Here is a 24,764-nt window from a genome sequence, read left to right on the forward strand (position 1 = left end):
TGATCAGAGCTTGCCCGCTGCCGCCATCTCGACATAGGTCGGATCGAAGCGCAGCTTGACGTTGCTCTTGTTGCCGACCACGACGCCCTTGTCGAACGCCATGCCCACCGCGTCCGCGCTCTTCGCGTCCTGACCGAGCAGGCCGTGATCGAACGAGAACTTCGCGACGCGCGTCATGATCTTCGGCATGTCCGGGCTCGTGACGAAATCGAGCGCCGCTTTCGGCGTGTAGAAGAGGGCAGTGGTGGACAACTGGCCTTTGAAGTTGGCGAGATCGGTGCCGGAAGACTTCGCCATCGCGGTGAGCGCGTTCGTGGTTTCGGCGGAGTTGCCGTGCATGAGCGTGACCATCTCGAACCATGCGCCGGTCAGCGCCTTGCCGAGGGCGGGATTCTCCTGCAGCGTCTTCGTGTTGACGACCATCATGTCCATGATCTCGCCGGGAATCTTGCTCGAATCGAAGACCTCGGTGACGTTCGGCTGGGCCTTGAGATCGGCGAGCATCGGGTTCCATGTCACCGCGTTGTGAACGGCCGGCGTCGCGAATGCGCCTGCGATATCGGCATCGGATGTATTGACGACCTTGAGATCGCGCTCGCTCATGTGGGCGCTGTCGAGCGCGCGTGCGAGCAGATAGTGCGACACGGAGAACTGCACGAGGTTGACTTGCTGGCCCTTCAGATCGGCGATCTGCTTGCCCTTGCCCTTCATGAGCACGCCGTCGTTGCCGTTGGAGTAGTCGCTCACGATGAGCGCGGTCGAATCGACGCCGCCCGCGGCCGGAATGGTGAGCGCATCCATGTTGGTCATGGCGCAGCCGTCGAACTTGCCGGCCGTGTACTGATTGATGGACTCGACGTAGTCGTTCAGCTGCACGACATCGACGTTGATGCCGTACTTCTTCGCCCACTTCGACACGATGCCCTGAGTCTTCGCCTGACCCCAGGGCATCCAGCCTGCATAGATGGTCCAGCACACCTTGAAGTCGTTGCGGGTCGCGGCGAAGGCGGCGCTCGAAGCGAGCGTGACGAGGGAAACGGCGACGATGCCGAGACAGCGGGCGAGCTTGCGCATGAGGTTGACCTCGGAGGAGACGGTTGGCGACGGCAGGGAGCAGCGCGAACATCGCGTTCTCTCCCGGGCTTTTGTCCCGCCGTGTAACCTCGTTCGAGGTCGACAGCTCTCGGACCAGCATCTGCGAGCAGACCGGAACCCTAGCCGTCCTTTTCAGATTGTCTGTGAACCGGATGACGCGCCGGCTCCTTGCACACCGTTTAAAGCGGGAAGCGTGCCAAGCGCGGAGAATCGAGCCTGTGGGGCCTATATCGAGCGAAGGATGCTCGGTACGGGTGACGGCCTGCACTGCAACGCGTCACGATGCACGAAATTCGGGCGAGGTGCGTTCATTCGCGCCATAAGAAGGGGCAAAGCGGATCGTCATCTGAGCTTCGTCGTCGGCCGGAAGAAGCTAATGCCGATGGCGATGATGGACGTCCGGGAAATGCGCATGAGAATGCGTGATCGGCAAGTGGACGTGCGGATGGGAATGCGGCTCGGTCCCATCGTAGGGCAAATCATGCTCGTGTTGATGGTGCTCGTCGTGGCGATGGCGGTGTGCATGTTCCATTCGCTCATGGGTATGCTCGTGCTCATGTCGTTCGCGGACGTGCAGCCAGATGCCTGAAGCCATGAGTGCCGCTGCTACCCAGAAAAGGGTGTTCGGAACTTCGGGCCATATGACGAGGGAAAGAGCCACCCCGAAAAGCGGCGCAACCGAAAAGTAGGCTCCTGTTCGCGCAGTGCCCAGATTACGAAGGGCGACGACGAACAACACGAGACTGATGCCGTAGCCTGCGAATCCCGTCGCCATCGCTGCACCGGCCATCAGGAAGCCAGGTAGCGATGAACCTGTGGCGTATGCGATCGCGAGGTTGACCGGCCCGGCGATCAATCCTTTAAGGCAAGCGATGACCATCGCGTCGTTGGCCGACACCTTGCGCGTGAGGTTATTGTCGATCGCCCATGACAGGCAGGCCCCGACAATCATGACAGCGCCGAAGGAGACCCCGCCTTCGCCTGATTGCCAAGACAGTAAAACGCCGCCAGCGACGATTGCCGCCATGCCGAGGAACACTTGAAGGTCGACGTTCTCGCGAAACACGACCCAGGCGATCACTGCGGTGAGGACGCCCTCCAGGTTCAGCAGCAAGGAACTGGTCGCGGCGGGTGTGGTCGACAGGCCGATCATCAGTAGAGCGGGGCCCGCAACGCCGCCGGCGGCGATGGCGCCGAGCAGCCATGGCAACTCGGCCCTCGTCATACCTTGATGCAACTTCGGGCCGGTCCCCCTGAGCCTTCGAGCAAGAATGGCTATTCCCAAGCCGAGCCCGCTGCCGAGATAGAACAGTCCCGCCACGACGAACGGGGAGTTCGAGCCCAGCAAAGCCTTTGCAACCGGTGTGGCCGCGCCGAATAGGGCAGCAGCCGCTAACGCCGTAGCAATCGGGCCGAAACGAGAGTTGGAAGAGAACATTTGGCTTGCCTGGAACGCACGTTGGACACTCCAAGTCTACAGGCGCCACGTTCGAATTCGCCGGACGGTCGCGCTAATCGGCTACATGCACCGCGACCTCATGGTGCGGCGGGACTGGATTAACGACGCGGCTAAAGCCAACAAGGCCGTGTTTGGATGTCGCCTGTCGGCCAAGACTCTTGTCAGAGTACTTGGCGCGGAGACGCGGCGCAGGCGAGCCGGTATCGGTTCAGATGTTCGGCCCGTTCGAAGCAACAGACCGGCGCGGTGACCACCACGAAGCGGACACCGCGCTCAGGAGACGGAACGTTAGTGTTCTACCCGCTCCGCGTTGAGCATGTTTTTCGGAATCGCCAGAATCAGAACGCAACTGACCAGTAAGCAAGCCCCGAGTGCATACGTTCCGTTATTGATATTCCCGGTCAAATCCTTGGCGACACTCGTAATCATCGAGCCGGTAAAGCCCGAGAGGTTGCCCACGGAGTTAATGAGCGCGATGCCTGCTGCCGCAGCCGTTCCAGACAGGATCTGTCCGGGAAAGGTCCAATAGATCGGCATCAGGCCGAGAATCGCGCAAGTAGCCACCGTCAACAGAAAGATGGACAACGGCACATTGCTCGCGAAATGCGCGCTGAGAATCAGGCCGATTCCACCGATGCACGCCGGAATGGCGGCATGCAAACGCCGTTCGCCAGTCTTGCGTGAATGGGCGCCGTTCCAGATCATGGCGACGACAGCACACATATAAGGAATGGCCGTCAGTAGTCCGATGTTGAGTGTGCTCTTCACTCCTGAGGCTTTAATGATCGACGGCAGCCAGAATGCCAAACCATAAAAGCCCGTGTTAAACGTCAAGAGAATGAATGTCAGCAGCCAGACGCGCGGACTCTTCAACGCCGCAGCGACGCTATGCGTCTTCTTGGCGCTTTCCTTCTCGAGGTTTTGTTGCAGCAAAGCCTTTTCCGCGGCCGTCAGCCATTTAGCGGACTGAATGCCATCGCCCATGCGGAACAGCACGACGAAAGCAACCAGTATCGACGGGATGCCTTCCAGCAACAGCATCCATTGCCAGCCGCCCATGCCGAAGAGGCCATGCGTGTTCTGCATCAGCCAGCCCGACACGACTCCGCCGAGCGTAAGGCTTACCGGAATGGCAATCAGAAATCCCGACATGGCGACGCTTTGACGCCGAGCCGGAAACCAGTAGTTCATGTACAGGATGATGCCCGGGAAGAATCCCGCTTCGCAGACGCCCAGCAGGAAACGGAGGATGTAGAACATCGTCCCTGTTCCGACATGGAAGAAGCTGGCGAGCGGCGAAATGAAGGCAAGCGACGAAGACACGATTCCCCACGTCACCATGATGCGGGCAATCCAGAAGCGGGCTCCGTACTTGTGAAGCAGAAGGTTGCTCGGCATCTCGAAGAGGAAATAGCCCCAGAAGAAGATGCTCGCGCCCACTGCGTAGACGCTGTCGCTGAGTCCGAGTGCATCGAGCATCTGCAACTTCGCGAAGCCGACGTTGACCCGGTCCAGATAGGCGACCACGTAGCAAAGCAGCAGCAAGGGCAAGATTCGCTTCAGGACTTTCCGGTACAACTGGTCTTCGGCCTCGTCCCCGACGACTGCCGTGTTTGCGGCAGCCTGAGTGATGGTTGGCATCGTGTTTGTCTCCGTACTGTGTGTAGTCAGCTTAAGTCGTGGCTTGCGCCCGGGCGAAGGGTGTGGACGACAAGCGTCTCTGTCCGCCGTGCTCCGGTGCATGCACTTTCCCGTCGTCGGACCGTCGCGCCGTTCGTTACCGGTAACATTGAAGGCAATGCAGGGTCCGATCGATAGGATGTTATCGGTAACAAAGGTAACACGATCGCGTCTCGCGCCGCAAGCTGCGGGAAGCCCGGTGTTCACGCAAACGTGTTGTGTGTCAGGACGATGAGGGTGGCAACGAAGGTACGCGGCCTGTATGCAAGCGTGCCGATCGTCGGCTATGTCTTTCGCAGCACCGAGTCCGATCGCAAGCTGTCTTCGATGAATTGAATCAGTGCGCGCAAGGCGCGGCCGTTGTCGGCTGCCTCGCCATAAACGGCTATTTCGCAGGCGGGCAGCGGCGGCAAGTGCTGGCTGAGGTCTTGCAAACCGGGGTTACGGGCGAGCGAAGACTGGCCGAGTATCGCCAGGCCCGACCCCGCGGCGATGGCCGCCTCGACTCCGAGCAGGCTGGTGCACGCGTACACCACGTCGCCGGGACGTCCGACGGACGCGAGAGCATCGATGGCCATGCGCCGATATGCGCACTGATCGGGCAGTGCCACCAGCGGCACGGGCCCGCTGTCGCCCAACTCGAAGTCATTGGCTGCGACCCACCTCAGTGGCTCGGTCCATACCACGCGTCCCCCGCGTTCGTCTCCCTCGCGGTTGGCGACGACAACCTCCAAGCCGCCTGATCGCATCTGCTCGATCAGATCGGCCGATAGTCCCACCTGCACCTGAAGTCGCACCTTCGGATGCGCCTGCCTGAAACGCGTGAGCACTCGCGGCAGATGATCGGGCACGAACAGCTCACCGATGCCGAGCCGTATCGTCCCCGTCGCCTCGGAGCTGCGCAGGTGCGCGATCGCAGCGTCGCTGTCACGAACGAGACGCCGGGCGTAGCCCAGTAGCAATTCCCCGGCGGGCGTCAGTGTCGTGCGGTGTGCGTTACGCACGAGTAGCTGCTTGTCGAGCGTTTCCTCGAGCTTCCGGATCTTCAGGCTGATTGCCGATTGCGTCCGTCCGACACTCGCTGCTGCTGCCGTGAAACTTCCGCCGTCTGCAATAGCCAGGAAGGTGCGAAGACTGTCGAGTTCGAGCCGAGGCGTCGTCATGGCGATGCGCGAAGAAATAAAGAGCGCGGATCTTAGCATTAGCGGCGCTCATGCACGCGATTTGAATTTGTCGTTTTGCAAATGGTGCGGCGGGCGCTATCGTTCTGCCTCCAATCGGAAGGTCCATCTATGAAAGCATTTGTATTGAACGAATTCGGCGTCGAAGGGCAAGTGCTCGATACGCTCGCGATCCCCGAACCCAAGGCAGGCGAACTGCTCGTTGCCGTGCATGCCTCCGGTGTCAACCCAGCGGATCTCAAGATCAAGGCGGGCGAACTCGGCCCGGCCGCGCCCGCACTTCCCGCGGTTCTGGGCATGGACTTCGCCGGCATCGTCAGCAAGGTCGGCGCAGGCGTCGAGGGTTTCGACGTGGGTGACGCCGTTTACGGCTGTGCTGGCGGCGTCAAGGGCAGAGCCGGATCGCTTGCCGAATACATGGTGGTCGACGCGCGCCTCGTCGCTCCGAAACCGGCCCGCCTTTCGATGCGAGAAGCCGCCGCGCTCCCGCTCGTTGCGATCACCGCCTGGGAGGGTCTGGTGGACAGAGCGAAGGTAAGCCTCGATGAAAAGGTCCTGGTCCATGCGGCGGCGGGCGGTGTCGGCCATATCGCCATTCAGCTTGCGAAGGTCTTCGGCGCCAAAGTGTTCGCGACGGCATCGACGCCTGAGAAACTCGCGCTCGCAGAACGTCTCGGCGCCGTAGCGATCCCCTATCGCGACATGTCAACCGAGGACTATGTCGCCCGATACACGGATGGCATGGGTTTCGACATCGTTTATGACACGGTGGGCGGTGCGCTTCTCGAACAGTCCGCCATGGCGACTCGCTTGTACGGGAGGCTCGTTACTTGCGCAGCGTGGGAGCAGCACGACCTCGCCCCGGTGCTCGGGCGCAGTCTGAGCCTTATCGGCATCTTCATGTTGTTGCCGATGCTGACCGGGCAGGGGCTCGAGCGCCACGGCGTCATCTTGCGCAAGATTGCGGCGCTGGTGGATGAAGGTAAGCTCTCGCCGGTCGTCGATCCGGTCCGCTTTCAGCTTGCGGACACCGCAGCGGCTCACGGGCGCTTGGCGAGCGGGGAAGCGGTAGGCAAAGTCGTTATTGATATCGTCAATTGAAGAGGAGCCGTCTCATGTCCGAAGAAGTCACCGTCGTTGCAACGGTTCAAGCCCGAGCCGGGATGGAAGCAGAAGTAGAAAGCGTCATCAGAACCTGTGTTTCCGCCACGCGTAAGGAGTCCGGCTGTCGGCTGTACACCGCGCATTCCGATCCGCAGCATGTTGGTCGGTTCGTGTTCATCGAAAGATGGGAGACGCGCGAAGCGCTTGCCAGACACGAGCAGGAACCGCATTTTCTTGCTATGGCCGAGGCGTTCAAGACGCGTCTGGAAGGGCCGATCGAAGTTCAACTGCTCCGCGAGTTGGCATGATCGACTGTGCAGCGATGTAGCGCGTTGGCACGGCGCTGCATGTGCTTCGGGAGCCCGCCGAGGGGTTCCCGGCGCATCTGTGAAAGAGCAGACATCGCGCATTCCGCGAGTCCGGTTGCCAGAGTGTCGGGGGCGGCGTGCGCGCTTGCAAAGCCGGCACGCGCGCAATCGAACAATCTTTAGGCACGACGCCGTATCCCGCGCCATTTGCACGGCGGGCCGCCTATTCAGACCAGCACGTGGCCGCCATCGACGACGACTACCTGGCCCGTGCTAAAGCCTTGCTCCATCAAATACAGATAGGTGCGCGCGACATCGCTCGCTTCACCGACGCGCCGTACCGGCATCTTCTCGGCGATGTAGTCGTAGAGGCCTTGGCGATCGGCGTCGCCCATGCTGTTCCACATCTCGGTGCGCAGCACGCCGGGCGCCACCGCGTTGACGCGCAGTGGCGCGAGTTCGACGGCCAGTGTGCGGGTCAGCGACTCGATCGCCCCGAGGATGCTCGACGGGATCGTCCATGCGGGCAGGGGACGCGACGACGCGACGCCGCTCGTCAACGTGATCGAGCCATTCTCGCGGATCAAAGGCGCGCCATACTTGACGGCTTTCAACACGCCCCAGTAGCGCACTTCGAAAGCACGCTGCGCGGCGGCAATCGACAGGTCCGCGAGGTTCTCCAGCAGCAGCGCCTCGCCAGCGGTGTAGACCAAATGATCGAACGCTCCGATGCGCGCGAAGAAGGCGCTGACCTGCGCCTCGTCGGTGACGTCGAGCGGCTCGCCGCGCACGCCTTGCGGCAGCCGCTTCAATGCAGCTTCGACACGCTGCTGATTGCTCGATGCAATGATGACTTCGGCACCCGCCTGCGCCGCGGCTTGTGCGACGGCGAAGCCGATGCCCGACGTGCCGCCCGCGATGACGACCTTGCTGTTTTGAAGCGTAATGTTTGCCATGCGTGAGGGACTGATAGAAGAAAGAGAAATTTATGCTGACGCCGAGCGTCGCGCGATAGAGGCCGCCTTATGCGGCAGCCGCAGAGTGTACGTGGTTTCAGCGAGGCAGGCGCAAGCGGTCCACGCGAGCTCTGCCAAACGGTGAGACAGGTGTATTGCGTCAGGCAATAACGCTATTGAAGCCATTGCATTGCCAGCATGGCGGTGTAGCCCGTATCTTCGTCTCCATATCAAGGAGACGCCAATGAAGATCGCTTTTCTTGGGGCTGGCGCACTCGGTTGTGCCATCGGCTCCGCGCTCACCGAAGGAGGCCACGAGACCTGGCTCGTCGATCGCTCCGAGCAACACGTGAAAGCCATGTCGCGCGACGGCCTGCAAGTGGACGACGAGCGGGGCACTCGCCGCGTCAAGGTTCGCGCGACGATGGACTCGGCCGAAGTCGGCACGGTCGATGTCGTCATCGTGCTGGTGAAATCCTTCCATACCGATTCGGCGATGCGCGGCGCGCTCGATCTCGTCGGACCTGAAACGGTCGTGCTATCGCTGCAAAACGGTCTCGGTCACGAAGACGTGCTGAGCGAGATCGTCGGACGCGAACGCGTTCTCGCCGGCAAGACGTATGTCGGCGGCGTGCTGCGTTCGCCCGGCCATATCCAGTCCGGCGTCACCGGGAAGCGGACGATCATCGGGGAACTCGACGGCCGGATGACGAGCCGCGTGACGGCGATTGCGGACGCTTTCAATAGCGCCGGTCTGACGACCACCGTCAGCGACAACATTATCGGCACCATGTGGGACAAGCTGCTGATCAACGTCGCGACCGGCGCGATCACCGGCGTCACCGGACTCACCTACGGACAACTCTACGACGAGCCCGTTCTCAAGGCGACATCGCTTGCGGCCATCGAAGAAGCAATGGCTACGGCCAGGGCCGCAGGCGTCGCGCTCTCCATTCCGACTGCCGAGGACGCCTGGAAGATGGCGGCGGACGGGCTGTCGCCCGCATTCAAGACCTCGATGCTGCAAAGCATCGAGAAGTCATCGGTCACGGAGATCGACTTCATCAATGGAGCAGTGGTGCGCTGGGGCCAACGCCTCGGCGTGCCGACGCCCGTCAATTCGACGCTGGTCGCCTGCATCAAAGGCATCGAGCGCGCGATGACGGACCGCCAAAAGCAAGGAGCCGCAGCATGAGCGTGCCGAAAGCGTACCTCGAACATGTGGCGATCTGGGTCAAGGACATCCACTGGCATATCCGGTTCTTCGAGCAGGTGCTGGGTATGACGATGCGCGAAGTGGACGGAAGCGTCGATGAGCCGCGTCAATACTGGACGCTCGGCGGCCTGCAGTTCATCAGCGAACCTCGCTATGAAGGCCCGGAGGGCCGGCTCGCGCATCTCGGCGTGATGTGCGAAGACCTCGATGCCGCACTGCAAGCGGCGCAAGCGTTCGGTGTCAGCGAAATGCCTCAGGGACGCAACTGGCTGCGTCTTCCGGACGGACTCGCTGTCGAACTCATTCAGGCCAGGCCGGCAGCGTGCGTCGCGCAGGCGCTGTCGATCGATCCACGCGGGGAGGCGTGAGCATGAGCACCACTATCACCGAAAAGTACTGGGACGACGCGCGCGAAGGCGACGAATGCGTGAGCCCGACGTACACCGTCACGAAAGAGCGCATTCTCGCGTACGCGGATCTCACGGGCGACCATACGCCGGTGCACGTCGATGAGGAATATGCGAACGCGAGCCACTTCGGGTCGATTGTCGCGCACGGGCTCTTCGGCTTGTCGATAGCGGATGGCCTGAAGACGCAGAGTGACTATCGATTCCTGCCGGGCATGTCGCTCGGCTGGACGTGGGACTTTCTGCTGCCGATCAAGGTCAATGACGTCCTGCATGTGAAATTCCGCGTCGGCTCGGTGCGTGCCAGCAAGAGCAAGCCGCAATGGGGCATCGTCGTACTGCCTTCCGAGTTGATCAATCAGGATGGGCAGGTCGTTCAGCGCGGGGAACATCGCCTGATGATTCCACGCCGTCCGGGAGCAAACTGATGCAATCCCGTCCGCTGGAAGGTATCCGCGTGGTCGATTACAGCCACTTCCTCGCTGGTCCGTATGTCGGCCGATGCCTCGCCGCGCTGGGCGCGGAGGTGATCAAGGTCGAGCGCCCCGGTAGCGGCGACGCAGGACGTCAGCACGCCACGATTCTGGACGACCAGCAAAGTGCCTATTTCCTGCAGCTCAACATGGGCAAGCGCGGCGTGAGCGTCAACATGAAGGACCCACGCGGCAAGGCGTTCATGGAGCGTCTTTGCGATTCGGCCGACGTGTTCATCGAAAACTATCGGCCGGGTGCGCTCGACAAGCTCGGTCTCGGCTATCCCGCGCTGTCAGCGCGCAATCCGGGACTCGTCTATTGCTCGATCTCCGCATACGGACACACTGGGCCGGACGCGCATCGTGCGGGCTTCGGTCTCATCGCGGAAGCCAAGAGCGGCATCATGCAGATGATCGGCAATCCGGGCGAGCCGCCGCCGCTCATGCGCATCTCGCTCGGCGACATGTACACAGGCATCCATGCGGTTGCTGCCATCAACGCGGCGCTACTCGGTCGAGTCAAGAGCGGACGCGGTCAGCACATCGACATGGCGTTGTACGACACGCTGTTTTCGATGCACGAGTACGCAGTGCAGTGTTACACCATGCAGGGCGTGGTTCCCGAGCAGACCGGCCACGATATGCCGACCTCGACGTTGTACGGCGTGTTCCGCGCAGCGGATGGCGACCTCGTGATTGCCGCTCAGGTCGATGATTCGTGGAAGCGGTTCGCCGCGCTCGTCGAAGGTCATGGCGGGCCCGAGGGATTCGGCACGGATACGCGCTTTCATAGCCTCAACGGGCGCAACGCGAATCGCGAAGCGATCCTTGCAGTGGTGAAGCCTTGGGTCGCATCCCGGCCGGTTGCAGATGTGCTGGGATTACTCGACAGCGTCGATGTTCCGTGCGCGAAGGTTCAACGCATCGATGAAGTGGTGGCCGATCCGCAGATCGTTGCGCGCGGCATGGTGGTGGAACAAGAGCACCCGCGTCTTGGCAAACTGCGTCTGCCGAACCTGCCGTTCCGTTTCTCCGACTGCGACACGTCGATTGCCGAAGTGGGACCGGACCTCGGGCAACACAATGAGGAAGTGGCGCAGTCGCTCGGTTTCAGTGCGGCCGAAATCGACGCCATGCAAACCGACGGCGTGTTGTTCTCGAAACGGAGCGCGCAATGAGCGACCAGTACGCGGTAATCGGCAACCCGATCGGGCACACCAAGTCTCCGCTTATTCATGGTCTGTTCGCACAAGAGACCGGGCAGGACATGACGTATGTCGCTATCGAAGGTCCTCTCGAACCCGAGAACGCTTTTGTCGATACGGTCAGAGAGTTCATCGCTGCGGGCGGCAAGGGCATGAACGTGACCGCACCGTTCAAGCTACAGGCGTTCGCCATGGCAGACGAACGCAGCGAGCGCGCAACGCTTGCGGGCGCAGTCAACGCGATGAAGTTCGAGAACGGGCGCATCATCGCAGAGAACTTCGATGGTGTGGGATTGGTGAGGGATATCGAAGAGAACCTGCATCAGCCGATGGCGGGCAAGCGGGTACTGATTCTCGGTGCCGGAGGCGCGGTGCGCGGCGCATTGCTGCCGTTCATTGCCGCACAGCCGAGCGAACTCGTCGTTGCCAACAGGGACGTGGAAAAGGCAAAGAGGCTCGTCGACCAAGTGACAGCGGGCGACTTCCTGAGCGCGTGCGGGTATCCCGAGCTTGCATCGATGGGCCGATTCGATCTCGTCGTCAATGCGACGTCGGCCAGTCTCACCGCACAACTGCCGCCGGTCCCGTCGAGTGTCTTCAGTCCGATGGGAAGCGCCTATGAGCTGGCCTACGGAAAGGGACTCACGCCCTTCTTGCGCCTCGCCCGCGATGCCGGCATTCGCAGCCTCGCCGATGGCGTCGGCATGCTGATCGAGCAAGCGGCCGAAGCCTTCGCGTGGTGGCGTGGCGTTCGCCCGCAAACGCGCGCTGTCATTGATCGTTTGACTGTCCCGCTGGCTTGACGCGGCTGAGGCGCGTTGACGTATTCGACGCCGCACTGTGCGACCGTAGACGCAGTTTCTCATGCTGGCGTTCACCCCGCTTGTCTGGCCGAGGCGTTACCGACACAATTCCGCTATCGAGGCTCGGCATCCTGCGCAATCTGATCTCGAAGAGCGCGATCCCGCCGGCCCCGAAAGCTACGGAGAGTGACATGGAGAAGACACGCATCGCTGTTGCCGGCGCCGGTTACATCGGCCTCGAACATATTCGCGTCATTCGGGAAAGCACTCACTGCGTGCTGTCGGCGGTCGTCGATCCGTCGGACGCCGCAGGCGATGTCGCCGCGGCTGCGGGCGTTTCGCACTACCGGTCCCTCGAAGAACTGATCTCGAAGGACCGCCCCGATGGCGTCGTGCTAGCCACGCCGAATCAATTGCACCTCCCGCACGCGCTCGTGTGCATGCAAGCAGGCTTGCCGATGCTGCTGGAGAAGCCCATTGCTGCGACCGTCGACGAGGCCGAAACACTCGTGGCCGCCGCGGATCGACACAACGCGTCAGTGCTCATCGGGCATCACCGCGCGCATAGCCCGATCATGATGCGGGCGAAGCAAATCATCGAAGATGGAACGCTTGGTCCGCTCGTGGCCGTGATGGGCAGCGCGTTATTCTTCAAGCCCGATCACTATTTCACGGCCGCGCCTTGGCGCAAGGAGCCAGGAGGCGGCCCGATACTGCTTAACCTGATTCACGAGATCCACAATCTGCGCATGCTCTGCGGCGACATCGTTGCCGTGCAGGCGTTTTCATCGAACGCGACGCGCGGGTTCCCGGTGGAAGATACCGCTGCAATCATTCTGCGTTTCGCGAGCGGCGCACTGGGCACCTTTCTGTTATCCGATACCGCAGCGAGCGCGCGAAGCTGGGAGCAGACCTCGCAGGAAAACAAAGCGTATTCGTCATACTCGGATGAAGACTGCTATGCCATTGCCGGCACCTTCGGATCGTTGTCGATTCCGACCATGCGGCTCAAGACCTACGGGAAGGCCGAGGATCGTTCGTGGTGGAAGCCGTTCGATGTGAGTGTCGCCGAGTTGACGCGCGACGATCCTCTGCGGCATCAAATGGAGCACTTTCGGCGCGTCATACACGGCGAAGCCAGTCCTCTCGTCACAGCGCGCGATGGTTTGCAGAATCTTCGAATCACCAATGCAATCGTGACCGCCGCGAAGACGGGAGCCGTTGTCGAGACGAACGTCGCGCCTGCGGCCCAGCGCGAAGTCGAACACTAGGACTAGACGATGAAAACGTTTCTCATGCTGCACGGTATCAATCACAACATGTTCGGCAAGCGCGATCCTGTGCAATACGGAACGGCCACGCTCGCCGACATCGATGCGCAGCTTCACGCGCTGGCCAAAGAACTGGGCGTCACGGTCGAGACTTACCAGACCAACAGCGAAGGCGACATGTGCGAGCGCATCCACAAGGCGTTCGCCGATCAGGTCGACGGCGTGATGATCAATGCCGGTGCCTGGACGCACTACAGCTACGGCATACGAGACGCGCTCGCGATACTGACTGTGCCTGTCGTCGAGATTCACATGTCGAATATCCATGCGAGGGAAGCGTTTCGCCATCACTCGGTGTTCGCGGAAATCGTGAAAGGGCAGATCTGCGGTTTCGGCATCGACAGTTATTCGCTCGGGCTTCGCGCGGTGGTGTCGGCGGCTGGGTGATCTTAGCGGGCCTGACGCGCCGCTTTCACGGCGATGTGTCCGCAAGGCGCAAGGCAATGGCTACAATGCGACCATTGCGCAGGACAATACGCCGTGAACCCATCCGAACTTCCCGATCTCAAACTGCTTCAGCTCTTCGACCTTCTGTATGACGTGCGCAGCGTCACGCGGGCGGCGGAGCAGCTCGGCCAAAGTCAGCCGACAATCAGCATCTGGCTGGGGCGTCTGCGCGAACATTTGCAGGACCCCCTGTTCGTTCGTACGCCGGGCGGCATGACGCCGACGCCGCAAGCAGACGCGCTGATCGGCCCGTGCAGAGAAATTCTCGAATCGCTTCGGCGGTTTGCCGCATGGGAGATCTCGTTCGATCCCAGTACCGCCAAGCGCCGCTTTCGCATCTGCATGACAGACGCGAGCCACATCACGCTTTTGCCGCGGATGCTGGCTCATGTGCGCGCCGAGGCGCCGGGTATTCGGCTCGAAGCCGCGCGGATCGACGGGAACACCGAACGGGCGCTGGAGTCCGGTGAAGCCGATCTTGCGATCGGACACGTTCCTTGGCTGGGCGGCGGGATGTATCAGCAGCAGCTGTACATGCAAGACTGGGTGTGCCTGGCGAATCGAAACCACCCGCGCGTGCGTAGCAGGCTGAGCCTGAAACAGTACTGTCGCGAAGGGCATGTGATCATCGCTGGCGGCACGGGAGCCCAGTTGCTCGAACAAGCGTTATTGCGCGAGAACATCGAGCGCGACGTAGTGCTGGAGCTGCCGGGTATGCTCGGGCTCGGATCGATCATCGCATCCACGGACCTGATCGCCACGTTGCCGAGAAACATTGGCGAGACGTTGGCCCGAGTCAATGGCATCGCGGTACATTCCTGCCCTCTCGCGGTCGACACGTTTGCAGTACGACAGCACTGGCATGCGAAGTATCACCACGAGGCAGGGAACCGGTGGCTTCGCTCCGTTGTGGCTGATCTCTTTCTGGACAGAAGCTAGCCGCTGGGCGTGATCAACAGCCCGGCTTGCTTCCGTCTTGCAGCATCGAGCCGGTCTTCGCAAAGCGTTCATGCAGCGCGAAAGCCGTTTCCAGGCAATGCGGAGTGTGCCCGCCGCGTGCTTGCGCGTCGCGGTAATAGTCGCGCAAGAAATCTCGATAAAGCGGGTGCGCGCACTTGTCGATCACGGTCAGCGCCCGTTCACGAGGCGCAAGGCCCGACAGATTGGCGAGTCCGCGTTCCGTCACGATCACGTCCACGTCGTGCTCGTTGTGATCGCAATGCGGGACCATCGGAACGATGCTTGAAATGCAGCCGTCCTTCGCGATGGACTTCGTCGCGAAGACCGCATACGATGCATTGCGCGCGAAGTCGCCCGACCCGCCGATGCCGTTCATCATGTGGGTGCCGCCCACATGCGTCGAATTCACGTTGCCGTAGATGTCGGCCTCGAGCGCGGTGTTGATTGCGATGAGTCCGAGGCGGCGAATGACTTCCGGGTGATTGCTCACTTCCTGCGGGCGCAGCACGAGCCGGTCGCGATAGCGGTCAAGATCGCTCAGGACCTGTTCCTGGCGTTTGGCCGATAGCGTCATGGACGCGCCCGACGCGAACGCGAGCTTGCCTGCATCGAAGAGATCGAAAGCCGAGTCTTGCAACACCTCGGAATAGAGCGTGAGCGCTTCGAAGGGCGAGGCGGCGAAGCCTGACAGCACCGCGTTCGCAATGGTGCCGATGCCGGCCTGCAAGGGCGGCAATGCTTTCGGCAGACGGCCGCGCGACACTTCATGCTGGAAGAATTCGATGAGATGGCCCGCGATCATCGCTGTATCTTCATCGGCGGGCAGCACGGTCGAGGGGCTGTCGGGCTGATTCGTCATGACGATGGCCGCAATCTTTTCGAGCGGAATGTCGATAGACGGCGTGCCCACGCGATCGCTCGGATTAACGAGTGGCAGCGGCGCGCGCGACGGGCGCGGCGCGGGCGACCAGATATCGTGCAAGCCTTCCAGCGCGAGCGGCTGCGCAAGATTGATCTCCACGATCACCTTGTGCGCAAGCATCGCGAAAGTCGCCGAATTGCCTACCGATGTGCTCGGCACAATGCCACCGGTTTCGGTGATCGCAACCGCTTCGATGATCGCGATATCGAGTGCGCCGAGGCGCTTATCGCGCAATAGTTCGACGGTCTCCGAAAGATGCTGATCGACGAACATGACTTCGCCGCGATTGATGGCGCGACGCAACGTGGTATCGACCTGAAACGGCAGGCGGCGCTCCAGTGCGCCCGCTTCCGTGAGAATGCGGTCGATGTCGTTGCCAAGAGATGCGCCCGTCATGAGCGTGATACGAAGCGGATCCCTTTCCACGCGCGCCCGGCGCGCTATTTCGAGCGGTACCGCTTTCGCATCGCCGGCGCGGGTAAAGCCGCTTGCACCCACGCGCATGCCATTGCGCACGAGCTGCGCTGCGTCGGCTGCGGAAGTAATCTTTCCGCGTAGCGCGGCACAACGAATGCGGTCTTCGAACATCGGTATCTCCACCAGCACTGCATGAATCACGCGCTCGCATCCGCCTTGCGCCTGACTGATAGGCCGCGCATTGAAGAGAGCGTTGCGAGCGACGCCGGGATTATATGTATTGCCTGACGCTTTTATTGCCGTGCGTCGCCGCACGGAAAATTCAGGATGCGCTTCTCTTGCGCTTTGTCTAATTTCAGCGCCTTCGCGCTTCAACTGCCGCCGAAGAAGACCGTGCAATAGCTGGCCGGGCCGACGCACGATTGCGACTGATTCGACGGTTGATTCGGCGACTGAATCGACGACTGAATCGACGACTGATTAGTGTTGCTGTCAGCAGCGGGCGCGGACGTTTGCGCCATCGCGAGCGATGCGCCCGATACCATCATTGCAGCGACTACGAACTTAAGCGACTTCATCGAACTCTCCTTGGGACTTGACCGCTGGCATACATTGCCTCGGCAGTGCAGACACTATAGGCAGCCGGCTTCACGCGATAAATCGTCGCGCACGGAAGGCACATTTCCATGCAGAGGAAAGATCGGTTCAGCGAGAAGAACCGAAAGGCGCGTCCGGATCGATCAGCGCGCCGCGTATCAAATGCAGGCACGCCAGAATGCGGTGCGCGTCGCGGATGCCTTCGCCGCCATCTGCGCCCAACGCTTTCGCGTATTCGACGAGCACTTCCGCAGCGAAAATCGACCGCACGACCGAGTTGATCGCGCGCCGAAGCGACGCACTAGAGGGCATGCGAAAGAGCATGGCGACGTCGCGAAGCATGAGCGCCACCGATGAGGCCCAAGTGAGACGAATCGGCGGTGGAATCGCATCGACGTCGAGAGCCGCTTTTAGCGTGCGCAGATCGATCATCGCCTGTCCTACTTCGAGCGTGACGAGCATCCACGACAATGCGCGACGATGCCCTCGCGAAGACTGCGCGGAAAGGGCCAGCAGTTGGGACATGAGGTCATGCGTGCCTGAATGAAAGCGTTCGCTCAAGGAAGCCAGCGGGCCTTCGCAGGCGAGCGCGGCTTGAGCACGCAACGCGGCGAGCGTCTTGCCCACGAGCCACGGCGTATGAGGCGGCACGAGTATGGCGCATGCCGCCGACGTGACGAGCATCGAGACGAGAATGGCGATGCCGTTATTCAACAGCGTGGCCGGGTCATAGACGATGACGTTATCGGGCGCTGCAAGCAGACAGAAGAAGACGCAGAAACCGACGCCATAGCCCGCTGTCGGCCGACGCATCGCAATGTATGTGCCCAACGCGAGCGGTGCCGAAAGCATTGCGCAAAGCAGCGGGAAGCCGTCTATCGCGGGATAGACGCGGCACAAGAAGACATAGCCGATCACGATTGCGCCGGCCGTCCCCACAGCCATCTCCGCGACGAACCGCGCCGGCCGCGCCGATGCCGATGACAATCCGCAAGCCAGCGTCGCGCCGATCAGTGCGAAGCCGCCGCTCGGCCATGCAGTGGCGATCCAGAAGGCCGCGACGGCCGCCATCACCATCGCCGTGCGCGCGAACGTCGTCGCGACCACGAAGCCGTCCGTCTTCGCGACATAGTGCGCAAACGGCATGTCATCTCGGTGACCCGCGGACAGTGCTGCGCGCAACTGCGCTATGCGGTCCATGTCGCTGATCAATCGGTCAAGAAGCTCCGCGCATGTGACGATGTCGATTTGCGATGCATCCGTCAGGCGCGCCGATAGCGACGTTCTAAAGCGCATCAAAGCGTGCCGGTCGCAATCGGTCGAATCCAGCAGATCTGCAAATTCGCGCAGGCATGCCGCGAGGGCGGGGCATGCGATATCGGCGCGTAGCCGCTTGATCGACTGGTCGAGCGCATGAAGACGCGCGCAGGCATTCATGAACGCGTTATTCAATTGCGAGAGCTGCATGCGCTGATGACGCAGGGCCGGGTTCTCATAAGCCGCGAGACGCCGGGTCGCTTCGAAGCCGACGATATCCGCGACAAGTCGAGCGTAATGCCGCTCGCGCGCGCTTCGCTTCAGGCTGCCGCGCAAAATGTCGGCGGCAAGCGCCCTGAATGCGGCTTCGCGTTGCGCGAGCGTCGCAGTGAGTTTCGCGCTTGCATGCCGCGGTAGAAGCAACGCACTGACTAAGCCCGAGCACACGATGCCGAGCATGACTTCCGCGCCTCGCGTGAGCGTCGCGAGGAGAAGCTGACCGGGCGCCGTGACGAGCGGCACGCCGATCAGCGCAGCCGTATAGCCCGCGAGCGCCCAGCCGTACCAGCGATACTGCCGATATCGCACCGCCAGCGCCGTGCAGGTCGCCACCCAGATCGTCAAGCCGATGGCATATAGCTCCGCCTGCTGCACGCATACTGCGCCCAGCACGAGCGCGGCGACCATGCCGAGCATCGTACCCGCGAAGCGATAGACGCTCTTCGCGAGCACCATGCCCGAGAATGGCTGCATCAGCACGAAGGTCGTCGTCATCGCAATGCGCGGTTGCGGCAACTCCAGACGCATGGCGAGGCCCATTGCGAGGAATGCCGCAATGAGCGTCTTGGACAAGTGCAGCCAGAGCGCGCCATCCGTTGCCATCCAATCGCGCAAGCAGTCGCGCAAGCAGTCGAAGGAACCTCGCGCGATAGGGGCGCGCTCGCGCGGCCGATACATGAACGACATGCTGTTGCCCGCTGCCTTCTTCGTGAAGGCAGCGATTCTAGACAGCGTGCGCGAACGGATTAATGAGGGAATCGGGGAACATTCTTTCCAGAAACAATAACAATAGGTCTAACCATTAAGCGGACAATAGTGACCTTCCGGCAATTGTGACGTTTTGATGGACACCCTACAGAACATGCGGGTATTTGCTCGCGTGATCCAGACCGGCAGCTTCACGGCCGCCGCGCAGTCGATGAACTCGACGACTGGCGCCATGTCGCGCGCCGTATCGGAACTCGAAGCGCACTTGCGCACCCGTTTGATGAACCGCTCGACACGGCGCCTTGCGTTGACATCGGCAGGCGAGCGGTATCTGAAGCGCGTCGTGCAGATTCTCGCGGACGTCGACGGGGCGGAGGAAGAAGCGAGCTGCGCGCACGAGCACCCGTCGGGCACGCTGCGCATGTTCAGCTTCGCAAGCGTAGGGCAGCACTATATTCTTCCCGCCATCGCGCAATACCGTGCGCTGTATCCGGACGTGAAGGTCGAATTGACGCTGTCGCAGCGCATGCCCGATCTCTTCGAAGGCAGCAGCGATGTCGCGGTAGTCTCGGCAGCCGCGCTGTCCGATTCGGAAGTGATTTCGCACCGGCTCGGCAGCACGTTCAGCATTCTGTGCGCATCGCCCGACTACATTCGCGCACGAGGCGCACCGGTGCAGCCCGCCGATCTTGCGGACCACGATTGCCTCACCTTGCAGACGCCGGCATTTCCCGCGCGGGAATGGACGCTCGAAGGTCCCCAAGGCCGCGAGACCTTGCAGATCAGCGGGCCGGTGCAGGTGAATATCGCGGAGTCGCTCGTGGTGGCTATTCGCGAAGGCATGGGCATCGGCATGCTGCCGCTCTATGCCGCAATCGACGGCTTGCGCAACGGTTCGCTCGTGCGCGTACTGCCGCAGCATACGCTTCAGTCCACGAATCTCTATGCGCTCTATGCGTCGCGCAAATTCATCGATGCGAAGACGCGGACCTGGGTCGACTTCCTGCGTGCGCATCTTCCCGGCGTGATTGCCCGCGATGAAGCCGCGCTTGCCGAGATCATGCACCGCGACGCGTCAGGCGGCATCGCGCTGCCGATGGCTCAAGAACACGCCGCGCAGGTGAGACACTAGGCGCTTCGGTCTCACGCGCTTCGCCGCTTTCTCTCGCCGGATGACTTGCGCTCGCGTTCGAGCGAAGGCGATCGCTCGGTCAGCAACGCCGCATCGTCGTTAAGAGCAGGCGCCGCCGCCGCGAACTGCCGCCGATATTCGGCCGGTGTCGCGTGCCTCGCGGCCTTGAATTGCCGGTTGAAATTCGCGACGTTCGCGAAGCCCGAGCGGGCGGCGATAACGGCCACGGGCAGCGACGTATCGGCGAGCATCCGGCACGCGTGCCCGATCCGAACACGCGTGATATACCGTCCGACGCTTTCGCCAATATGCTGCACGAAGTACCGCGTGAGCGTGCGCTCCGACAAACTGGCCGCCGCGCAGAGCTCGGACAGCCGCAGCGGTTCGGCAAAACGCGCATCGATCATCGAAAGCACGCGGTTGATCCGCTCCGGTTCATGGCCGGACGGACCGGTCGTCGCCTGATCGAAGGCGCTCGGTGAAGCGAGCGGCTGGCCGGGCGCGTCGGCGAGCGTGCAGAGAATGTCGAGCGCCGCGCTCAGGCGTTCGCGCGCCACGTTCGAAAGCAACGCGTCCAGACGGCCGCGCATCCATTCGCCGGCAGGCGGCTCGAATGCCAGTCCGCACGCCGCTCTGCGCAAGAGCCTGCGCAGCGGTTCATATTCGCGGCAGCAATCCGCCATGCGCCGCGCCCAGTCGCCGTCGAACCAGATAACGATGGCCACCTGCGGCGAAGACGGCTCGATAGAGCGGTTGGACGCCCACGTATGCGGCAAATCCGGCGGCACGAGGACGAGATCTTCCGCGCCGTAGTCGTTGACCGAGTCGCCGATGTAGCGCTTGCCATGACTGTTCATCGTCAGGGTCAGCTCGTACTCGGGGTGGTGATGCCACTCGAACGGAATACGCGGAAGCCGCCGATGGTAAACCCGGACCGAAGAGTCCTCGCCGAATGCGACATGCTCGTATGCAGGTTTCATGGCCGAAAGCGCAAATAATTCGACTGGATAGTATCACCCGGTTGCGAATACGCGTCATATGCTATCGCCACGATGCTTCACAAGGAGACAAGCATGGCGCTCATAATCGACGACGTGCCGGCCGCAATCCGGCAGGCAAAAAAACAGCTTCGCGCGGCGTTGCCGAACTACCGGGAGGTCTTCGCCGAAGTCGAAGAATCGATCGGCGCGGAGGCCAAGCGAATCGCAGCCCAGCGCGATCGCGGAGAAAACGTCATTCCGGAGATTCAGTTCTCCGACATCACTGAACAGCGCGTGACGGCCGAACAGATCGCGCTCGTCAAGTCGCGCGGCGCATGTGTGATCCGCAACGTTTTCCCGCGCGCACAGGTGCAGCAATGGGATGACGATATCGCGCAATACGTCGAACGCAATGATCTCGACAAGCGCCTCGAAAACCGCGCCGAGGACAAATACTTCGGACAACTTGCTTCCAGCAAGCCGCAGATCTATGGCGTGTACTGGTCGAAGCCGCAAGTGCTGGCGCGTCAGTCGGAATCGCTGACGGCCGCGCGCGTCTTCCTCAACAAACTCTGGCGCAACGAAAGCGACGGACGCGTTCACTTCGATCCGGAACATGTGCCCGTCTACGCCGACCGTCTGCGCCGGCGGCCGCCGGGTTCGGCATCGCTCGGCTTGTCGGCGCATTGCGACGGCGGCTCGGTCGAACGCTGGATCGAGAGCAATTTTCGCAAGGTGTATCGCCACGTGTTCTCCGGCAACTGGCGCGAGTACGATGCCTTCGACGCGGCTTTTCGCACGGAGGTGCAGGAGATCGCGTCGCCCGCCGTCTGCTCGATGTTCCGCACGTTTCAGGGGTGGACGGCGCTGACGCCGCAAGGCCCGGGCGACGGCACGCTGCAACTCGTGCCCATTGCCAATTCGATGGTGTACATCCTCTTGCGCGCGCTTCAGGACGATGTCGCCGACGATGATCTCTGCGGCGCGATGCCCGGTCGCGCGCTCTCGATCAAGCCGGAATTCCATGCGCCGCTGTTCGAAGCGTTGTCGTCCATTCCCAGGATGCAAGCGGGCGACACCGTGTTCTGGCACAGCGACGTCATTCATGCCGTCGAAGACGAGCATAACGGTGCGGGCTATAGCAATGTGATGTATATCGCCTCGGCGCCGGCGTGCGCCAAAAACGACGCGTATCTGAAGCGCCAGTTGCCGAGCTTCCTGAAAGGCGAAAGTCCGCCCGACTTCCCGACCGACCATTTCGAAGTCGACTTCATCGGCCGCGCAACGGCTGACGACCTGACTCCACTCGGCAAGGCGCAACTCGGCTTCAACCTGTAGCTGAAGTACCGGCATGCATGCGTGGTCTTTTCGACCGCGCATGCGTCGCTCGATCCATAACGATAAATTCGGAGACTGCAATGAAACAACAACTGACGTCGGTTGCGACGGCTGTCGCGCTGCTTGTCTCGGGCGCCCATGCTGCTCTCGCTGCGGAACAGGTTTCGGTTCTTCACTGGTGGACCTCGGGCGGTGAATCGAAAGCCATTCGCGTGCTCAAGGACGACATGAGCAAACAGGGCTACGAGTGGAAAGACTTCGCGATTGCAGGAGGGGCGGGCGCGGCGGCGATGACGGCGCTGAAGACGCAGGTGATCTCGGGCAATGCGCCATCGGCCGCGCAGATCAAGGGGCCGCTGATTCAGGACTGGGCCGAGCAAGGGATGCTCGTCACGGTCGATGCCCCTGCGGCGGAATGGAAAGCGCACACGCCCGCGCTCATCGATAGCGATATCAAGGCGGGCGGTCACTATGTGGCCGCGCCTTTCTCCGTTCACAGGATCAACTGGCTGTGGATCAACAAGGCGGACCTCGACAAAGTGGGCGGCACGCCGCCGACGACATGGCCGGAGTTCTTCGCGCTCGCCGACAAGTTTCGCGCCGCGGGCATCACGCCGGTGGCGCATGGCGGACAGCCGTGGCAAGACATGACGATCTGGGAGACGGTCGTGCTGTCGCAGGGCGCGGACTTCTATCGCAAAGCCCTTGTCGATCTCGATCCGAAGACGCTGACATCGCCGCAAATGATTCAGGTGTTCGAGACCGTTCAGAAGATCCGCTCTTACTTCGACAAGGGCTATCAGGGCCGCGACTGGAACCTCGCCACCGCGATGGTCATTTCCGGCTCGGGCGGCATGCAGTTCATGGGCGACTGGGCGAAGGGGGAATTCGCCAATGCGAACAAGAAGGCGGATGTCGATTATGTCTGCGCGGCCGCGCCCGGAACGTCGAACGCCTATACGTACACGGCGGATGCCTTCGTGTTCTTTCAGCAGAACGGCAAGAAGGATGCGACACCGGGGCAGATCGCGCTCGCCAAAACGATCATGTCGGTCGATTTCCAGCAGCAATTCAGCCTCTATAAAGGCTCCATTCCTGTCAGGCTGGATGTGCCGATGGACAAGTTCGACAACTGCGCGAAGAAGTCCCGCGCAGACGAGCAGGCGACGATCAAGACGGGCGGGTTTCTGCCATCGCTCGCTTTCGGCGAACTTCAGTCGCCCGTCACGGCTGGCGCAATCACCGATGTGGTGACGAACTTCATGAACTCGAACGAGGATGCGAAAGAGGGCGTGCGCAAGCTCGCGGCTGCTGCAAAGGTCAAGTAAGCGACGCGCAATCTCACTCACAACAGGAGACAGACTTGGATCCAGTCGCCAAACGAAAATGGCCGCGTTCAGGGCTTGAAACAACGGTGATGGGCTTCGGCGCCGCGCCGATAGGCAACATCTTCAGGCCGATCAGCGAAGAGGATTCGGCGGCTTTGATCAAGGCAGCGTGGGACGCGGGCGTACGCTACTTCGACACTGCGCCGATGTACGGACACGGCCTGAGCGAAGCGCGCTGCGGGCAGGCGCTACGCTGGTATCCGCGCGATCAGTTCGTGCTATCGACGAAGGTCGGGCGGCTGCTCAAGCCGGGCAAGCGCGCCGACATCGACTTCGCACCGTGGGTCGACGGGCTGCCGTTCGAGCTCGCTTTCGACTACAGCTACGACGGCACGATGCGTTCTATCGAAGACAGTCTGCAACGCCTGGCGCTGGAGCACATCGATATTGCGTTGATCCACGACATCGACGTGTTCACGCACGGCGAGCGCCAGCCGCAGATGTTCGAAGCGGCGATGGCGGGCGCATCGAAAGCATTGCTGAAGCTGCGCGACGAAGGCGTCGTGAAGGCGGTCGGGCTGGGCGTCAACGAGTGGCAGGTGGCTCACGAAGCGATCCGCAGGCAGGACTTCGACTGCCTGCTGCTGGCGGGCCGCTACACGCTGCTGGAGCAGGACGCGCTGGACGGCTTTCTGCCGCTGTGTGAAGCAAGACAGGTGTCGGTCGTTCTCGGCGGCGGCTTCAACAGCGGCATACTCGCCACGGGCGCGATTCCCGGCGCGAAATACAACTACGCGCCCGCGCCCGAAGCCATTCTGGAGCGCGTACGCAAAATGGAGCAGGTATGCCGGGACTTCTCGGTGCCGCTCAAGGCCGCTGCACTGCAATTCGTCCTTGGCCATCCCGCGATCCCGACCAGCATCCCGGGAGTGCGCACGGTCGCGCAACTCGAAGACAACCTGCGGACCTTCCGCACCGAGATACCGGCGGAATTCTGGGCCGAGTTGAAACGTCGTGAGTTGATCCGGCAGGATGCGCCGACGCCGCGATAGCAGTCGAGGTTCGTGCGCAATCGGAGAGGCGCGTCGGTTGTGATCGGGCGCTTGCCTGAGGCTGTGCTTGCGATTCCGCTTGCGCACGAGGCGGTATGGAGAGAAGCCTTCCGCAATCGAAGGATGACG

General features: G+C 61.8%; 23 protein-coding genes and 1 riboswitch. Of the genes, 14 read left to right on the top strand and 9 right to left on the bottom strand.

The window, feature by feature from the left end; translation table 11 throughout:
• Window positions 1-3: 3 nt before the first annotated feature.
• From NCR35_RS26120 to NCR35_RS26135, 4 genes are all read right to left on the bottom strand, one after another.
• Entirely contained in the window at window positions 4-1,074 is a 1,071-nt protein-coding gene (locus NCR35_RS26120) for a putative urea ABC transporter substrate-binding protein (protein ID WP_250536820.1), read from the bottom strand.
• A gap of 58 nt (window positions 1,075-1,132) precedes the next feature.
• A riboswitch (guanidine-I (ykkC/yxkD leader) is annotated at window positions 1,133-1,229 on the bottom strand.
• A 239-nt stretch (window positions 1,230-1,468) separates the two neighbouring features.
• On the bottom strand, window positions 1,469-2,533 hold the full coding sequence (locus tag NCR35_RS26125; RefSeq protein ID WP_250536821.1) for a DMT family transporter: 1,065 nt from the start codon (window positions 2,531-2,533) through the stop codon (window positions 1,469-1,471).
• Between the two features lie 309 nt (window positions 2,534-2,842).
• Complete coding sequence (locus NCR35_RS26130; protein WP_250536822.1) at window positions 2,843-4,195, bottom strand: MFS transporter; 1,353 nt, start codon at window positions 4,193-4,195, stop codon at window positions 2,843-2,845.
• Between the two features lie 323 nt (window positions 4,196-4,518).
• Complete coding sequence (locus NCR35_RS26135; protein WP_250536823.1) at window positions 4,519-5,436, bottom strand: LysR substrate-binding domain-containing protein; 918 nt, start codon at window positions 5,434-5,436, stop codon at window positions 4,519-4,521.
• A gap of 90 nt (window positions 5,437-5,526) precedes the next feature.
• Between NCR35_RS26135 and NCR35_RS26140 the strand changes: the two genes are divergently transcribed.
• Together NCR35_RS26140 and NCR35_RS26145 are read left to right on the top strand one after the other, a co-directional pair.
• Window positions 5,527-6,516, top strand: coding sequence for a zinc-dependent alcohol dehydrogenase family protein (locus NCR35_RS26140; protein WP_250536824.1), 990 nt, complete (start codon window positions 5,527-5,529; stop codon window positions 6,514-6,516).
• A gap of 14 nt (window positions 6,517-6,530) precedes the next feature.
• Window positions 6,531-6,827 carry a putative quinol monooxygenase gene (locus tag NCR35_RS26145; RefSeq protein ID WP_250536825.1) on the top strand — a complete coding sequence of 99 codons (297 nt, stop codon included), beginning with the start codon at window positions 6,531-6,533 and terminating at the stop codon, window positions 6,825-6,827.
• A gap of 227 nt (window positions 6,828-7,054) precedes the next feature.
• Here NCR35_RS26145 and NCR35_RS26150 read toward each other — a convergent pair whose 3' ends face one another.
• Window positions 7,055-7,783 carry an SDR family oxidoreductase gene (locus NCR35_RS26150; RefSeq protein ID WP_250536826.1) on the bottom strand — a complete coding sequence of 243 codons (729 nt, stop codon included), beginning with the start codon at window positions 7,781-7,783 and terminating at the stop codon, window positions 7,055-7,057.
• A 244-nt stretch (window positions 7,784-8,027) separates the two neighbouring features.
• Here NCR35_RS26150 and NCR35_RS26155 point away from each other — a divergent pair, with 244 nt between their 5' ends.
• From NCR35_RS26155 to NCR35_RS26190, 8 genes are all read left to right on the top strand, one after another.
• The gene (locus NCR35_RS26155; RefSeq protein ID WP_250536827.1) at window positions 8,028-8,978 is read left to right on the top strand and encodes a ketopantoate reductase family protein; all 951 of its coding nucleotides are present in this window, start codon (window positions 8,028-8,030) and stop codon (window positions 8,976-8,978) included.
• A complete protein-coding gene (locus tag NCR35_RS26160) occupies window positions 8,975-9,367 on the top strand; it encodes a VOC family protein (protein ID WP_250536828.1) in 393 nt (130 codons plus the stop codon). The genes NCR35_RS26155 and NCR35_RS26160 overlap by 4 nt, the downstream gene beginning before the upstream one ends.
• 2 nt (window positions 9,368-9,369) lie before the next feature.
• Window positions 9,370-9,834 carry a MaoC family dehydratase gene (locus NCR35_RS26165; RefSeq protein ID WP_250536829.1) on the top strand — a complete coding sequence of 155 codons (465 nt, stop codon included), beginning with the start codon at window positions 9,370-9,372 and terminating at the stop codon, window positions 9,832-9,834.
• Window positions 9,834-11,057, top strand: coding sequence for a CaiB/BaiF CoA transferase family protein (locus NCR35_RS26170; RefSeq protein ID WP_250536830.1), 1,224 nt, complete (start codon window positions 9,834-9,836; stop codon window positions 11,055-11,057). The genes NCR35_RS26165 and NCR35_RS26170 overlap by 1 nt, the downstream gene beginning before the upstream one ends.
• Complete coding sequence (gene aroE / locus NCR35_RS26175) at window positions 11,054-11,887, top strand: shikimate dehydrogenase (protein ID WP_250536831.1); 834 nt, start codon at window positions 11,054-11,056, stop codon at window positions 11,885-11,887. Before NCR35_RS26170 ends, aroE begins: the two co-directional genes overlap by 4 nt.
• Window positions 11,888-12,078: 191 nt before the next feature.
• On the top strand, window positions 12,079-13,158 hold the full coding sequence (locus NCR35_RS26180) for a Gfo/Idh/MocA family protein (protein ID WP_250536832.1): 1,080 nt from the start codon (window positions 12,079-12,081) through the stop codon (window positions 13,156-13,158).
• 9 nt (window positions 13,159-13,167) lie between these two features.
• The gene (gene aroQ / locus NCR35_RS26185; protein WP_250536833.1) at window positions 13,168-13,605 is read left to right on the top strand and encodes a type II 3-dehydroquinate dehydratase; all 438 of its coding nucleotides are present in this window, start codon (window positions 13,168-13,170) and stop codon (window positions 13,603-13,605) included.
• Window positions 13,606-13,698: 93 nt separating this feature from the next.
• Complete coding sequence (locus tag NCR35_RS26190; RefSeq protein WP_250536834.1) at window positions 13,699-14,604, top strand: LysR family transcriptional regulator; 906 nt, start codon at window positions 13,699-13,701, stop codon at window positions 14,602-14,604.
• A 13-nt stretch (window positions 14,605-14,617) separates the two neighbouring features.
• Here the strand turns inward: NCR35_RS26190 and scpC are convergent, their stop codons facing one another.
• From scpC to NCR35_RS26205, 3 genes are all read right to left on the bottom strand, one after another.
• The gene (gene scpC, locus NCR35_RS26195; protein ID WP_250536835.1) at window positions 14,618-16,135 is read right to left on the bottom strand and encodes a succinyl-CoA:acetate CoA-transferase ScpC; all 1,518 of its coding nucleotides are present in this window, start codon (window positions 16,133-16,135) and stop codon (window positions 14,618-14,620) included.
• A gap of 200 nt (window positions 16,136-16,335) precedes the next feature.
• Window positions 16,336-16,542 (bottom strand): hypothetical protein, encoded by a 207-nt coding sequence (locus tag NCR35_RS26200; RefSeq protein ID WP_250536836.1) that lies wholly within the window; start codon window positions 16,540-16,542, stop codon window positions 16,336-16,338.
• 127 nt (window positions 16,543-16,669) lie between these two features.
• Window positions 16,670-18,700 carry an FUSC family protein gene (locus tag NCR35_RS26205; RefSeq protein ID WP_250536837.1) on the bottom strand — a complete coding sequence of 677 codons (2,031 nt, stop codon included), beginning with the start codon at window positions 18,698-18,700 and terminating at the stop codon, window positions 16,670-16,672.
• A 241-nt stretch (window positions 18,701-18,941) separates the two neighbouring features.
• Here NCR35_RS26205 and NCR35_RS26210 point away from each other — a divergent pair, with 241 nt between their 5' ends.
• Window positions 18,942-19,937, top strand: a complete 996-nt coding sequence (locus NCR35_RS26210; RefSeq protein WP_250536838.1) for a LysR family transcriptional regulator — start codon at window positions 18,942-18,944, stop codon at window positions 19,935-19,937.
• An 11-nt stretch (window positions 19,938-19,948) separates the two neighbouring features.
• Here NCR35_RS26210 and NCR35_RS26215 read toward each other — a convergent pair whose 3' ends face one another.
• Entirely contained in the window at window positions 19,949-20,917 is a 969-nt protein-coding gene (locus tag NCR35_RS26215; RefSeq protein WP_250536839.1) for a helix-turn-helix domain-containing protein, read from the bottom strand.
• A gap of 93 nt (window positions 20,918-21,010) precedes the next feature.
• On the opposite strand from NCR35_RS26215, the gene NCR35_RS26220 reads away from it, so the two are divergent.
• From NCR35_RS26220 to NCR35_RS26230, 3 genes are all read left to right on the top strand, one after another.
• A complete protein-coding gene (locus NCR35_RS26220) occupies window positions 21,011-22,255 on the top strand; it encodes a DUF1479 domain-containing protein (RefSeq protein ID WP_250536840.1) in 1,245 nt (414 codons plus the stop codon).
• Between the two features lie 80 nt (window positions 22,256-22,335).
• Window positions 22,336-23,583, top strand: a complete 1,248-nt coding sequence (locus tag NCR35_RS26225) for an ABC transporter substrate-binding protein (RefSeq protein WP_250536841.1) — start codon at window positions 22,336-22,338, stop codon at window positions 23,581-23,583.
• A 35-nt stretch (window positions 23,584-23,618) separates the two neighbouring features.
• Entirely contained in the window at window positions 23,619-24,635 is a 1,017-nt protein-coding gene (locus NCR35_RS26230) for an aldo/keto reductase (protein ID WP_250536842.1), read from the top strand.
• The last annotated feature ends 129 nt before the right edge of the window (window positions 24,636-24,764 follow it).

This window comes from Caballeronia sp. AZ10_KS36 (assembly GCF_023631105.1).
GTDB lineage: Bacteria > Pseudomonadota > Gammaproteobacteria > Burkholderiales > Burkholderiaceae > Caballeronia.

Coding starts and splice junctions, on each gene's coding strand:
- NCR35_RS26120 (WP_250536820.1), bottom strand. CDS start 1,074: ATGCGCAAGCTCGCCCGCTGTCTCGGCATCGTCGCCGTTTCCCTCGTC.
- NCR35_RS26125 (WP_250536821.1), bottom strand. CDS start 2,533: ATGTTCTCTTCCAACTCTCGTTTCGGCCCGATTGCTACGGCGTTAGCG.
- NCR35_RS26130 (WP_250536822.1), bottom strand. CDS start 4,195: ATGCCAACCATCACTCAGGCTGCCGCAAACACGGCAGTCGTCGGGGAC.
- NCR35_RS26135 (WP_250536823.1), bottom strand. CDS start 5,436: ATGCTAAGATCCGCGCTCTTTATTTCTTCGCGCATCGCCATGACGACG.
- NCR35_RS26140 (WP_250536824.1), top strand. CDS start 5,527: ATGAAAGCATTTGTATTGAACGAATTCGGCGTCGAAGGGCAAGTGCTC.
- NCR35_RS26145 (WP_250536825.1), top strand. CDS start 6,531: ATGTCCGAAGAAGTCACCGTCGTTGCAACGGTTCAAGCCCGAGCCGGG.
- NCR35_RS26150 (WP_250536826.1), bottom strand. CDS start 7,783: ATGGCAAACATTACGCTTCAAAACAGCAAGGTCGTCATCGCGGGCGGC.
- NCR35_RS26155 (WP_250536827.1), top strand. CDS start 8,028: ATGAAGATCGCTTTTCTTGGGGCTGGCGCACTCGGTTGTGCCATCGGC.
- NCR35_RS26160 (WP_250536828.1), top strand. CDS start 8,975: ATGAGCGTGCCGAAAGCGTACCTCGAACATGTGGCGATCTGGGTCAAG.
- NCR35_RS26165 (WP_250536829.1), top strand. CDS start 9,370: ATGAGCACCACTATCACCGAAAAGTACTGGGACGACGCGCGCGAAGGC.
- NCR35_RS26170 (WP_250536830.1), top strand. CDS start 9,834: ATGCAATCCCGTCCGCTGGAAGGTATCCGCGTGGTCGATTACAGCCAC.
- aroE (WP_250536831.1), top strand. CDS start 11,054: ATGAGCGACCAGTACGCGGTAATCGGCAACCCGATCGGGCACACCAAG.
- NCR35_RS26180 (WP_250536832.1), top strand. CDS start 12,079: ATGGAGAAGACACGCATCGCTGTTGCCGGCGCCGGTTACATCGGCCTC.
- aroQ (WP_250536833.1), top strand. CDS start 13,168: ATGAAAACGTTTCTCATGCTGCACGGTATCAATCACAACATGTTCGGC.
- scpC (WP_250536835.1), bottom strand. CDS start 16,135: ATGTTCGAAGACCGCATTCGTTGTGCCGCGCTACGCGGAAAGATTACT.
- NCR35_RS26200 (WP_250536836.1), bottom strand. CDS start 16,542: ATGAAGTCGCTTAAGTTCGTAGTCGCTGCAATGATGGTATCGGGCGCA.
- NCR35_RS26205 (WP_250536837.1), bottom strand. CDS start 18,700: ATGGCAACGGATGGCGCGCTCTGGCTGCACTTGTCCAAGACGCTCATT.
- NCR35_RS26210 (WP_250536838.1), top strand. CDS start 18,942: ATGGACACCCTACAGAACATGCGGGTATTTGCTCGCGTGATCCAGACC.
- NCR35_RS26215 (WP_250536839.1), bottom strand. CDS start 20,917: ATGAAACCTGCATACGAGCATGTCGCATTCGGCGAGGACTCTTCGGTC.
- NCR35_RS26220 (WP_250536840.1), top strand. CDS start 21,011: ATGGCGCTCATAATCGACGACGTGCCGGCCGCAATCCGGCAGGCAAAA.
- NCR35_RS26225 (WP_250536841.1), top strand. CDS start 22,336: ATGAAACAACAACTGACGTCGGTTGCGACGGCTGTCGCGCTGCTTGTC.